Source organism: Clostridium sp. BNL1100 (genome assembly GCF_000244875.1).
Classification (GTDB): domain Bacteria; phylum Bacillota; class Clostridia; order Acetivibrionales; family DSM-1351; genus Ruminiclostridium.
Genome location: NC_016791.1, coordinates 441644 through 455159, shown reverse-complemented (window position 1 = coordinate 455159; position 13516 = coordinate 441644). Strand labels below are relative to the sequence as shown.

The window sequence follows — 13516 nt, the reverse complement described above, 5'->3', positions numbered from 1 at the left end:
ATATCCTTTAGAACTACTAAAGAGGCATAAAAACCGGCCCTTTGAGAGCCGGTTTTCTATAATTTTTATTGGGTCACAGGAAGGTAGGTTATTTTCCCCAGCAAATACTGTTTGAAGATAGATAAATCAATTGCATCGGTTGTACCGTCCAGATTAAGGTCAAGAAAGTGTAAAATATCATGATTCAGAGTTGTCAGCCCTAAAAGATGTTGTTTGAGAATTGCATAATCAAGGGCATCTATAACTCCGTCCAGATTTGCATCACCACAAGTAGTGTCTTTGAGAAAAGTAACTGTAAGTACAGGGTCAATTCCATTACCGCTGAAGTCAAAAGTAAGATTTACATTTTCGGAAGGTTGCGATGCAAGGTAACTCCTCATAATTGTTACAGTATCTCCTGAAATAGTAAAATCTATATTTGGAACCAGAGGTACTGAACCATTCATAATTGAAGTAAGATTATTACCGTTAGGAGATATAGTTACCCTCAAATTCGTTGAAGATGTTCTGTCAAATGTTACATTAGATGGACTGATTAATGGACTTTGGACAGAGCCTCCCGGTGTTGTATCTCCGACAGCAATGGCTAGTACTGGGTCAACTCCATTATTGTAATCAAAAATCAGTTTAGTTGTACCTGCAGGCAGTCCCAACAGATATTCCTTTTTTATAATGAGATTTGTTTTATTTTCTATTATATAATCTTGTCCTGCTACCAACTTTACTGAAGGTCCGTTTAATACGGCATTAAGTGTGTTACTTTTTGGGTCCAGTGTTACAGGTATATCTGCCGCATTGGCAGGATTCTTATCAAATACTGCTACTGTAGGGGATATAGATGCACTCAATTCTGATTCAGGGCCATATACTCCTATCTCCCAGATTGAATAAGGCCATTGGTAATTTACCCTCTGCATTCCGTATATCCTCAGATAACGGCCGAAGCACGAAAGTTTTATATCCTCGGTTTTGCCTGTTCCGTTATACTGGGTAATCACATCAGTCCATGTATTTCCATCATCTGATACCTGAATTTTATATTGAGTTGCATATGCAGCTTCCCAGCATATAATCAGTCTGTCTATTTCTTTTTTCGCACCAAGGTCAACACAAATCCAACTGGGGTCTGAGACCTGCGAAGCCCACCTTGTTTCAAAATCGCCGTCTACTATATTACTTTCATTGTTTTGAGTACTTTCTATAGATGAAGCTGTAACCGTTTTTATATAGGCTAGATTCCCGTATGGCAGCGGTTCTTTTGGGAGAACCGGCGGAAGGTTTGACATTATAGAGGCAGGTCTCTTGGCTATATTTTTTACACTATACTGGTTGGTAAGCATAACTTCCTTACCATAGTCGTTCAATGTAGCTAAGGTACTGTCTGATGTCATATCCAAAAATGTCTGGGGGTTGTTTCCAGGGCCCCATTCCCATGGGAGATAACCAATTTGATTTTTATAGCACTGTTCCATAATTGTTTGGTATGGTATTTTACCGTTTTCCGTTTCATCCCACTTATGTCCGAATTCACCTACAATAAGAGGAAGGTTTATATTTACTGATTGTGCAATTTCATCAATTACTTCCTGATCTGAATGCCCCCACATATAGGGCCACCACATATGTACGGAGAACATTAAATTTTTATCGGGATCGGCAGATATGAGATAAGGTCCGCACGCCTGCAGCATATCTATGCTCTGACCATAGCTGGAGGCATCTATAACCAGAGGTACATGAATTCCTGCTTCCCTCATTTTCTTAACGGCAGACTCGTAATCTGTTTTAAAGGTGGCTTCAGTTACGCTTTGACCTACTTCGTTTCCTATATTAACAAGCAAATATTCCTGATGTTTTTTTATTACATTAACTACATCAGGTCTTATCCAGTAATTTACAAGCGAAGGTAGCTTTGACCAGTCACCGGTGGCATCATGAAGTTCAATAATGGGAATCATGTGTTCAGCACGGCAATTGCGAATAACGGTATCTAAATCTTCCGCCGAACCGTCTATTCCCCATGTGATTCTTACACAATTTGCGCCTGTTTTTGCTATTTCCGAAAAAGACGGAACACCGTCCTTATCAGTCCATATGCACATTTTGTTTACACCATAGAGAATTACCTTTTCTCCTGTATTATCGTACAGAAATCTTCCTTCGACTCTAAATCCGGGATGGGTTGAGTCTGTTGCTGCGTTTGCTGCTATAGGGAATATGAACAAAGCAGCCAGCAAGGATATTATAAAATACATTTTATTCATAGGTTTTTCCTTCCTTTCTTTCTTTTAAGTAGATGAATCCTGTATATATTCCTCACTTTCATTCACCTGTTGAAAAAAATTAAAAAACTTGCCCTCCCTTCATATGGTATTTGGCTAAGGAAAGTGACGGATTGGCTTGATATTAGATGAAGTGATAATATATTTAATTTTACCATTAATTTGTTAAAAAGTATTAGAAAGGAATTTATTATAATTTTTTAAATGCAAAAAAAACTGCTTGAATTCACCATTTTTCAAGCAGTTTTTACCGTTTTAAATTGTAATATAATTATTAGGGGTCTATTGCTCTTCCTTTAACTCATTTTTAGAGTTTTCCTCTTCTTTCTTTTCCTGTATCTTTTCTACAATACCCGGTACCATATCAAGCAGTTTATCCAAACCACCGGATTTCTTTATGGGAAGGAGCTCTACCTTGTCACCACTAATAACCAGAACGGCTGTAGGAGAAATTTTTGCTCCTGTTCCTCCTCCGCCTCCTTCTCCTCCCATACCCTTATCATCATTACCGGTACCTCCGCCTATTCCAAGACCAAAGCTCATATTTATAAACGGTACCAATGTTACATCACCAATCTTTATAGGTTCACCTACTACTGTCTTTGTCTTTAAGAAATTTTCCAGTTTGTCAAAGATAACACTCATGCCTTCACTAAAATTGAAACTATTCGCCATTTTTTTAGCCTCCTCTTAATTTTATACTTAATATTTTTAAACAATATACTTTTGAAAGGCTTTGTAAAAACAAATTCTATTCCAACTAGTATTAAATAGAAAATTTGAATTCCTCCACCGATTAAAAAGCTACCCTCTAGAGTTTCGTCTTCAAAATTTGTCTGAATACGAATGCTGTCTTTATTTAAAATTGCAAACCATGTATTTCTTACAGCACAGAGTAAGCCCGTGTACATTGGGTCTTCAAAGCCTACTTTGGCATCTATCCTGAATCTGCTTGGTTTGTAATGGTTTAGTATCTTAAAAACAGATTTTAATCCTTGCATAAATACTTCATATGTAAAGTAACTATATGCCGGCTTATCCTTTACCTTTTTTACTTTACTTTCCTGAGCTTGTTTTACTGAATTGTCTTCATTTTTTTTCTCAAAGCCTTTCTTAAAACCAAACCAGCTGAAATTTGTACCAAAGCCATCTTGGGTGCTGTAGTTGAAGTTTATCTTAACAGTACCAAAAAGCCAGCTTGCATAGCCTTTTACAGCGATAGTCTTATACTTCGATCCCTCTGCGTAGTATTTGAAAGGTACAAAAACAATTAATAAAACTAAGGCAGCAATAATCAAAAACACATATAAAATTATTTTAAGAGTTATTATAAGAGCTACCATCCGTGCCTCCGTTTACATGCATTACTTGGCAATTAATTTTTTGACTCCTTTTTTCAATCCTTTTGATGCTTGCTTTAAAACTTTTGGAGTTTGCTTTGCCCCGGGCAAAAACTCAATAAATTTACCTGTAGTTTTGATGGTTTCAACCTGCATTTCAATAATTCTCTTGGACGGGCTTTTCCTTTTTCCCAAAAAGGAGTCAATTATATCGTCTCTCATGGTTTCCAGCTCTGCCGGAATTTCAATTACATAATTACTTTTATCATCAAGGTCATAAAGCAACAGCTTTAACTCTGATAATTCCCTTCTGCATTTATTACATATTTTTAAATGATTTTCAACAAATATTTTTTCAAGTGGATCAATTGTGCTCTCTAAATATTCCTGAAGCAATGAAGCATCTACTTTGTCACAGCTCATGTTTATACCTCCCAAATACCCAGGCTAATCATATTTTCCTTGATTGTCTTTCTCGCTCTATGTATAAGTGTTTTTACAGTACCTGGCGGCAGCTTCATTACAATTGCAATTTCACTGTATTTCATTTGCTTTACGTGTCTCAACAGTACGACCATTCTCTCCCGTTCTGGAAGCTGTTCGATTGATTGTTGAAGTATTTGCCTTGTATCTTTGCATAAGACTGCATCATCTGTTGTTTCGTTTGAGCTGATAATACTTTGCAGTTCATCTCCGTTTTCATTGGTTTCATTAAGAGATAAGTTTGGTTTCTTACTTCTCAAGAAATTAAGGCACTTATTTACGGTAATTTTTTTAATCCAGGGCAGCAGGGAAAACTGTTCCTTAAAGCCTTCCATTGATTTAAAAACAGATATGAAAACCTCCTGGGTTATATCCAGAGCATCTTCCTTATTACCGGCATAATGGAATGCTATGGTATAAACATATTTTTTATATCTGTCGTAAACAAGTTCCAGACCGCGTCTGCTATTCTTTTTGTATTCTTTCAATATGGTTATATCCGAAACATCCAAATACTTCTCCCACCCTTTTAATGTGCCTTGATTATATATACACACTAAAATAAAAAAAGTTTTAGAAAAAGATAAATTTTCCTAAAACTTTTTTTATTTTGGGGTTTATTTTAAAATTTCGCCATTTGTTTCGATAATTTTCTTATACCTTAATGCCGACTGCTTAAGTGTACGGCTGTAATTGCTATAATCTACGTATACTAGTCCAAACCTCTTTGCATACCCATATGCCCACTCAAAATTGTCAAGGAGTGACCAGTAAAAATATCCTCTTACGTCGGCCCCGTCATCTATAGACTTTGACAGTGCAGAAAGATATTGATTCATGTAATCTTCTCTCTGAGTATCATTAATTTTTCCGTCAGTGCTTACCCAGTCATTATTTGCCATACCATTTTCTGTAATGTATACAGGCAATTTATATCTCTCAGATATAAATCTAGTTACCCAGTACAGAGTTTCCGGTTTAAATGCCCATTCCATGGAGGTTTGTCCTGTACCAACAGGTAGTTTAAGGTGTTTGTATTTTTTATTTTCGCAGGATTCCACAATTGAACCTATATAAACATTTATGCCTATATAATCAAGGGGAACGCAGATATCCTTCATATCCTCCTGCCAGCCTTTAGGAAGATACGGTATCAGGCTTTTCGGATACTCTCCCTTTAACGCAGGCTCAAAAAGGTCTCCAAATCCAAAGTCGATTGAATCCTCAGAACGTTCTCTGTCAAAAAGTACATTGCGTGCAGCCTGCATGTCTGCCTCACTATCTGATACTGGAATTCCAACCTCTCCGCAGGACACCAGTCCAACTTTGACTTCCCCTCTAGCATTTTCACGTATTGCTTTTGCAGCCAGTCCTAATCCCTTTAAATTATGATGCCATGCTCTTACCACCTGGTTTATTGGAAGCTCTAAGCCCGGTGCATGCCAGCCTGTGCCGTAACCGAATCCAATGTAACATTGGGATTCATTACTTGTTACCCAATACTTTACTCTGTCAGAGAATAATCTTGAACATATTGCCGCATAATTTTCGAACCAAAAGGGGCTTTCAGAATTAAGCCATCCGCCCTTATATTGAAGTTCCATCGGGTAGTCCCAGTGAAACAAAGTTACATATGGCTCTATGCCGTTTTCAATTAACTCATTAATAAGATTATTATAGTAATTTACACCTTCCATATTTATTTCACCTGTACCGTCAGGTAAAATTCTACTCCAACTGATGGAAAACCTGTATGCTTTAATACCAATCTGTTTCATAAGCTGTACGTCTTCGGAATACCTGTGATAGCTGTCACATGCAAAGTCTCCGTTATCACCGTCAGCTATTTTGCCTTTCATTCTGCAAAATTCGTCCCAAACAGATTCACCTCTGCCACCTTCGGTTACAGCTCCCTCAATCTGATATGATGCTGTTGCTGTACCCCAAACAAAACCTTCTTTGAATGCCATTAAATTAACACCCACCCTTTGTTTTTATAGTCTTCTTAAATTTGCCATAGAAGCCATTAGTCTTTTCATTCCGGCCCCTTCAAACTGTATTTCCAATACCTGATCGCCGCTGTCGGCTGTTGCCTTCGAAATAGTTCCTTTTCCGAATTTTTTATGCTCGACTTTATCACCTACACTGAAATCACCCGATGTATTGGAACCCCCGGATGAAGGTTTCATCGGTATACTGCGTCCAAAGCCATTAATCTGCTGACTGGCAGGACTTTTTACCGATGTACCTGCTGAGCTGCCACCAAATCCACGTGTAACAAGATTTGAATTTAATAAATCCTTCAAGGAACCTGAACCGGCAGGTGTACTCGAAGTTGTTGATGAAGTTGATTTTGAGGTGCCAAAAGCAGATTGTGTTCCGGAACTCTGAGCTGTACTCCAGGTTTGAGCATTGCCGGAACCTGAACTCTTACCCCACGAGAGTGTTTCCTTGGATCTTGAGGAGCTTCCTGATGATTTAAATGGATATTCCACGAGTTCTTCAGGTATCTCTGCTAAAAATCTGGATGGTCTGTTGTAGCTTGAATTTCCGAAAAGAGTTCTGAAACGGGCATTTGACATATAGAGTTTCTCTCTTGCTCTGGTAATACCCACATAGCAAAGCCTTCTCTCTTCTTCCAGCTGTTCCGGGCCCTCGGTAATTGCCCTGTAGCCTGGAAAAACGCCTTCTTCCAGACCCGGAATAAATACAACCGGGAATTCCAGTCCCTTTGCACTGTGCATTGTCATAAGAACCACGTAATCCTGATCCTCTTGGAGACTGTCAATGTCCGAAACCAGAGATATATGTGCAAGGAATTCTTCCAGTGAATTGTCCTCACTCTGTTTTTCAAACTCAATGGCAACCGATTTTAATTCTTTTATATTCTCAATTCTTGACTGAGCTTCAACTGTATTCTCAATTTCGTATTCTCTCAGGATCCCTGAATCTTCAACTACTATATCCAACAGTTGGGATATTGACATATTTTCCTTCATAGTCCTGAATTTATTAATCATAAGTGAAAAGTTTCCTAATTTTTGAGCAGCCCTTTTTAATGAAGGAAACTCTTCTGAATTTGATATAACCGTAAACAAGGATACATTTGTTTGGTATGCCAATACCTCTGCATTTTCAACAGTGGCATCCCCTATTCCCCTTTTAGGCACGTTGATAACCCTTTTCAGGCTCACATTGTCCCCGGGATTTTGTACCAACCGCATGTACGCAATTATATCTTTTATTTCTTTTCTGTCATAGAATTTTTGTCCACCGACAATCTTGTAGGGTATTCCTTCCCGCATGAACATTTCTTCCAGTACACGTGACTGAGCATTAATTCTGTAAAGTACTGCAAAATTCTTGTATTTCCTGTCTTCATCGGATATTATACGCTGAATTTCCCTTGCTGTATAAAGAGCTTCTTCATGTTCATTGTCATTTTCACATATTACTATTTTGCTTCCACCCTTGTTGTCGGTCCAGAGGCTCTTGTTTTTTCTGCCTGTATTATTACCGATTACATGGTTTGCAGCATCCAATATGTTCTGTGTTGACCTGTAGTTCTGCTCCAGCTTGATAGTACAGCATTTCTTGAAATCCTTCTCAAAATCAAGGATATTTCTGATATTGGCGCCTCTCCAGCCGTATATTGACTGGTCGTCGTCACCTACAACGCAAAGGTTTTCATGTGCCTCAGACAATTTTCGGACAAGCATGTACTGGGCAGTATTTGTATCCTGATACTCATCCACAAGAATATACCTGAACCTTCTTTGATAATATTCCAGGACTTCCGGATACTTGTCGAAAAGCTTTATCGTATTCATTATTATATCATCAAAGTCTAGGGCATTATTTGCTTTAAGCTTCTTTTCATAAAGCTTGTAAGCTTTTGCAATCTTACCCATTCTAAAATCCGATGCATACTGCTTTTCATAATGCTCGGCATCTATAAGTTCATCCTTCTGCTTTCCTATTGTTTCAAGGACTGATTTAGGAGGAAAGTTCTTTTCGTTTAAGCTTAATTCTTTAAGACATTCCTTTATTACCACCTGCTGGTCCTGAGTATCATATATTACAAAGCTTCTGTCGTAACCAAGCTTCTCGATATCCCTTCTGAGTATTCTTATACAAATAGAGTGAAAGGTACCCACCCACATGTCGTTACTCAAATCACCTATAAGTCCGGCTATCCTCTCTTTCATTTCTCTTGCTGCCTTGTTAGTAAAGGTTATAGCCAGTATATTTGAAGGGTATACTCCATGTTGTTCAATAAGATAGGCTATCCTATGAGTAAGAACTCTTGTTTTGCCTGACCCCGCACCGGCCAATATCAAAAGAGGACCTTCATTATGAAGTACTGCTTCTTTTTGCTCTCTGTTCAAGCCGCTTAATAAATCCATTTTTCCCCTCCGTCACCTCAGTATATTGCTAAAAATAATTTATCAGATTAAGTAATTAACATTATAAATGCCGGATAAGTTCTACCCGGCATAATAATTATATTTCATTTCAAGTTTTATGACAAGGAATCAAGTTTTTCATGTATCATTTCCACTGTTGAATCGATTGAACCCTCTGAACAATCTATTATTATATCTGCATACTTTTCATACAAGGGCTTCCTTTTTCTATAAATGTCTTCCAGACTTTGCCCAGGGCCTAAAACAACGCCCCTTGTTTTAAGGTTTTTCAGTCTTTTGTAGACAGTGTCCATATCTACATACAAGTAAATTACTATTCCTGTTTTCTTTAAATGCTCCATTGCCTTCTCGCTGTATACCACGCTTCCCCCTGTTGCAATAACTGTGTCAGAGCAACTGAGAAATAGTATTGCAGACTCTTCTATTTTAAGGAAAGCATCTGTTCCATCGCTATTTATGATTTCCTGTAGTAGCCTTCCTTGTGTTGTCTGTATCAGCACGTCGGTATCAACAAATGACATCCCGCGATGCTTTGCAACAATAACTCCCACGGTACTTTTACCCGCACTTGGCATTCCAATAAGAATAATATTTTTCATATTCCCTCCGAAAAGCCTCTATTTTTTAAAAAAGTTTGTCTTTATTGCCATATCCGCATATTCAAGTGCGTTTAGCAGTTCCTTTTGCTTTGCCTTATCAATATTCCCTCGGAATTCCCCGTCAGCCAGTAATACATAGTCCTGCTGTGTATTAAGAAGGTTTCTTCCGAATGCAGTTGATTCATATTCACTCTTTTCTATTCCAAAAGAGTATAAAAGCGTCGGCATTAAATCAATCTGCCCTCCGGTTGTGTTAATAACCTGGGGTGCCTGCCCTTTTTCATACAGTAAAAGGGGTACTTTTTTATCATTTTCAAGCCACCAGCTTTGAGACGGCTTTATATTTTTGATTTGGTCATCAAAATACTTATGAACTGAATCGTGATCACCATAAATAGCTACTACTGTATTATCCAGTATTCCTGCCTTATCAAGTTCATCGAGGAAAGTTCCTATACATCTGTCAGTATAGTTTATGCTCTGGAAGTAACCCCCAAGCCTTGTATTTTGAAGGTATCTATCCAATTTTAAATCTTGGTGCTCTTTAGGCATTTCAAATGGAGAATGACTTGTAAGAGTAATCATAAAATTGTAAAATGGCTGCTTCTGCTTTATAATAGTATCTTTTATCTGTCTGAAATAAGAACCGTCGCTTAATCCGAGGAATATTACCTCATCCATTTTAAAGCTTTTTGCATCTATACACTGCTGGAAGCCCATGTTTGTCAGTGCTTCCTTCCAATTCCAGTATGCACCGTCATCCGGGTGAATCGCTTTGGTGGAGTAACCGTTCTTTTCCATTATCTTAGGCAGAGAATTATACTCAGTATATGGGAATCTGAAAAATGTACTTCCTTTTCGCACCGGGAACACAGAGGTGTTCGTCATTAGGTCTGCATCAGAACTTGTTCCCTCATTAACTTGAGTATAATAGTTGTCAAAATATATGCTGTTCTTCAAAAGCTTGTTCAGTGTAGGAGTAATTTCCTGTCCGTTTACAGACTGTCCGATTACGAAGTTTTCAAGAGACTCCACCTGTAACACAAACAGGTTTTTACCTTTGTACATGCCTTTATAGCTATTATCCGGCAGATTTTCCTTTTTGTCATCAATCCACTTCTGAATCTCTGTACGGTCTTTTTCTGAAATTTTATATGGCCGGAAATCTGCAAAGAATACATAACAGTCATATACATGATATCCTAAAGGAGATGCATTGCATATGGTGGCTTCTGGCTTCCAGTAAGTGTGGAAGATATAAGCGTATTTATTATTTCCGTACACGTCGGTAACAATATAGCTGCCTACAATAATAGCCAAAGAAAGGGTAAATAATGAACCGAAGGCAATAAGTCTGGTTTTCAGACTTGTAAATAATGGCGATGAGTAATACATCTTTCTTGTTATTATAAGTATTGCTGCAAGAATTGGTATATCAATAAAAAATATTATATCGCAGGGCCTGAACATTGCAAAAATGCTGCCCCAAAGATTATTTACATTTCCGGTTTGCCTCAATAGCTGGGTCGACAGAAAATTCCCGTTTGCCCTAAGATACACTGCATCAAATACAAAAAGAAATGAACATAGGAAATTGAGTATCAGAAGAAGCCATAACCTCCCTTTTCCTTTAGCCAAAAAGTTGAAGGATACAATTATAAGTAAAAAAGCTACGCATACAGACATATACCTGATATTACTAAAACCACGGGCTATGTCAATAATAGATTTATCCGGGCTGTACACAAATCCCATAAGAACTATTGATTTAAAAAGAAGTATTGCAAGAGTCAATATTGACATCCATTCCTGAGTAAGATAATCAACTATCCGTGTTTTACGGCCAAAACCCCTGCGATTTGCCATGACTATTCCATATGAAGGTTTTCCCAGCATAAATACAATTCTCCCGAAAATTTTATAAATTATATATAGACTGTATGTATTATATTACTTTACAGGTTAAATGTAAAACAAGTTTTCTAAAATTGTACATGTAAATTTGTTGAGTTTTTACTTATTCTTACAAAAAATAAAACAGTATGTATCAGCGGCCATTTACCTTACTGATACATACTGTTTATTATTGTCGTGTTATTAGAATTCCGGTTCAATCAGTCCGTAATTTCCGTCTTTTCTCTTATAAACTACGTTGACCTGCCTTGAATCTGCATTGTAGAACATAAAGAACTCATGTCCCAGCAGATTCATCTGCAATATTGCCTCTTCAACATCCATAGGCTTTATAGCAAACCTCTTTGACCTTACAACCTTGAATTCAGTTTCCTCCTGAACATCATCGTTAAATTTTGAGTTATCTACTCTGAAATCGTTCTCGTGGAATCTTCTTTCCAGTCTGGTCTTATTTTTTCTTATCTGTCTTTCTATTAGGTCTACTGCTCTATCGATAGATGTATACATATCTTCGTTTTGATCTTCTGCTCTTAATGTTACCCCATTGAATGGTATTGTTATTTCAACAATCTGGCTGACCCTCTGAACGCTCAATGTTACATGCACTTCAGTATCGCTGTTAAAAAATTTTTCCAGCTTCTTTACCCTCTTTGTTACTTTTTCTCTGAGTGCCTCTGTAATTTCAATATTTTTTCCGCTAATAATTATATTCATAATAACAGCCCCTCTCCATTTTTGTCTAAGTATTACTTTATAATATCCAATAGCGGTACATGTTATGAATCTATTATTCTACGCCGTACCAAGAAAATCCTCCCCAAACTTTGCTAATAAACATAATTTTATAACAATTTAACTTATTTTATGTTTAATTTCAATTAGGAATCACAAAAGTTTTGCACAGGTATTCAACAAAACACCTGTTTTGTGTATATGTTTCTGTGGATAATGTGTATAACCTTGTTTATAACTTATAATATAGGAATTTTCCACTGTGGATAATCATCCAAACCGCTGTAGATTTCTTAATACAAAAACAGGTTGACTCTCAGATAATATAAACCTTACAGTCAACCCAATTATTTTTTTATTAATATGTCTATTAAGTATGTACTATTTTTTATTAGCAAAACATTTGCTACATAATACAGGCTTATCTAAATGAGGTTTGAACGGAACCTTTGTGGTTTGCCCACATTCTGCACAAACAGCCTCAAATAATTCTCTTTTTGATGAATGGTCACGCTTACTTCTACAAGCTTTACATCTGGTGGGTTCATTCTGAAAACCCTTTTCAGCATAGAACTCCTGTTCACCCGCAGAAAAAATAAATTCATTTTCACATTCTTTGCAAACCAAGGTTTTGTCAGTGTACATTTTATCTCCCTCACTTCACAGGTATTTGTTTTACATTATATTACATATGACCCTATTTTTCAATAATTAATTTTCCATAGTTATACAGTTGATACAATAGTTACCTATAAGTTGACCGAAGTAGTAAATTAAGTACAGTTTATTTTGTATTTTCCCAAAGACGGTTTGGATATTTATGTTCCAACACCATGTCACTTATTGATTTCTTTACAACCGGTTTGTCTTCCTGATATGTAACACCGTACCACTTATCCGCAGTTGAGAGCACCTTGACATCCGCTTTACCTTCCTTGATAAGATTATCCACAACTGTAGGCAGAAAATACTCCGCTTTCAAAAGATTATCCTTATTACTTCTCAGGAATTCAGGAAAGCGCTCCTCAAGTTCCTGTAAAATGCTTGGATTAAAGCCCCATGTGTTCATAGACACAATACTCTTTTCAGGTATCTTAATCCAGTTTGTATCATCCTCGGTGTATTTGGTCTCATTTCCGAATTTCACTATCTTTGTTCTTTCATGAATATCAATGAGATTTCCCTGATTGTCTACATTGCAGACGCCTCTTGCAACATGGCCGTTTTCAGTAAGTGTGTTCTCTATAACAAATCCCACCATACAATACGTGTATTTGTTATCTGAATCCTGATTATTTGTCAGAAATCCATTCAGAAGCTTGTATGTCTCAGCCCCATAAAAATCATCCGCATTTATAACTGCAAATGGAGTTTTAACGGCATCTTTGGCACTTAGCACCGCATGTCCCGTTCCCCAGGGTTTCACTCTTCCCTCAGGAACACTAAAGCCTTGAGGCAGATTATCTACTTTTTGATATACATACTCTACGTCAATAATTCCCTCTATTTTCTTACCAACCACCTCTCGGAAGGTGTCCTCTATTTCCTTTTTTATTATGAATACAACCTTGTTGAATCCGGCTCTGATGGCATCATAAATAGAATATTCCATTATAATTTCGCCGTTGGGCCCTACAGGGTCAATCTGCTTTAAACCGCCATATCTGCTTCCCATACCTGCTGCCATTATTACTAAAGCTGTGTTATTTTTCATGTCAAATTCTCCTTGCACGATTTTA

Annotated in this window: 12 protein-coding genes; all 12 read right to left on the bottom strand. The window is 37.2% G+C overall.

Going from position 1 to position 13516, the window contains the following annotated elements; translation table 11 throughout:
* Positions 1-65 precede the first annotated feature (65 nt).
* Positions 66-2264: a X2-like carbohydrate binding domain-containing protein gene (locus CLO1100_RS01995; RefSeq protein WP_014312094.1), complete on the bottom strand. Its 2199-nt coding sequence runs from the start codon at positions 2262-2264 to the stop codon at positions 66-68.
* Positions 2265-2564: 300 nt separating this feature from the next.
* A complete protein-coding gene (locus tag CLO1100_RS01990) occupies positions 2565-2957 on the bottom strand; it encodes a spore germination protein GerW family protein (RefSeq protein WP_014312093.1) in 393 nt (130 codons plus the stop codon).
* Positions 2924-3625: a DUF2953 domain-containing protein gene (locus CLO1100_RS01985; protein ID WP_014312092.1), complete on the bottom strand. Its 702-nt coding sequence runs from the start codon at positions 3623-3625 to the stop codon at positions 2924-2926. Before CLO1100_RS01985 ends, CLO1100_RS01990 begins: the two co-directional genes overlap by 34 nt.
* 21 nt (positions 3626-3646) lie before the next feature.
* Complete coding sequence (locus tag CLO1100_RS01980) at positions 3647-4045, bottom strand: zf-HC2 domain-containing protein (RefSeq protein ID WP_014312091.1); 399 nt, start codon at positions 4043-4045, stop codon at positions 3647-3649.
* A 2-nt stretch (positions 4046-4047) separates the two neighbouring features.
* Entirely contained in the window at positions 4048-4617 is a 570-nt protein-coding gene (locus CLO1100_RS01975) for an RNA polymerase sigma factor (protein WP_014312090.1), read from the bottom strand.
* Between the two features lie 105 nt (positions 4618-4722).
* Positions 4723-6075 (bottom strand): GH1 family beta-glucosidase, encoded by a 1353-nt coding sequence (locus tag CLO1100_RS01970; RefSeq protein ID WP_014312089.1) that lies wholly within the window; start codon positions 6073-6075, stop codon positions 4723-4725.
* 24 nt (positions 6076-6099) lie between these two features.
* Positions 6100-8511, bottom strand: coding sequence for a DNA helicase PcrA (pcrA, locus tag CLO1100_RS01965; protein WP_014312088.1), 2412 nt, complete (start codon positions 8509-8511; stop codon positions 6100-6102).
* 116 nt (positions 8512-8627) lie between these two features.
* On the bottom strand, positions 8628-9131 hold the full coding sequence (locus CLO1100_RS01960) for a shikimate kinase (RefSeq protein ID WP_014312087.1): 504 nt from the start codon (positions 9129-9131) through the stop codon (positions 8628-8630).
* A gap of 18 nt (positions 9132-9149) precedes the next feature.
* Positions 9150-11027: an LTA synthase family protein gene (locus CLO1100_RS01955; protein ID WP_014312086.1), complete on the bottom strand. Its 1878-nt coding sequence runs from the start codon at positions 11025-11027 to the stop codon at positions 9150-9152.
* A 201-nt stretch (positions 11028-11228) separates the two neighbouring features.
* Positions 11229-11759, bottom strand: a complete 531-nt coding sequence (raiA, locus tag CLO1100_RS01950) for a ribosome-associated translation inhibitor RaiA (protein WP_014312085.1) — start codon at positions 11757-11759, stop codon at positions 11229-11231.
* Between the two features lie 399 nt (positions 11760-12158).
* Positions 12159-12422: a zinc-ribbon domain containing protein gene (locus CLO1100_RS01945; RefSeq protein WP_004619965.1), complete on the bottom strand. Its 264-nt coding sequence runs from the start codon at positions 12420-12422 to the stop codon at positions 12159-12161.
* A gap of 139 nt (positions 12423-12561) precedes the next feature.
* Positions 12562-13491 carry a sugar phosphate nucleotidyltransferase gene (locus tag CLO1100_RS01940; protein WP_014312084.1) on the bottom strand — a complete coding sequence of 310 codons (930 nt, stop codon included), beginning with the start codon at positions 13489-13491 and terminating at the stop codon, positions 12562-12564.
* Between the last annotated feature and the right edge of the window lie 25 nt (positions 13492-13516).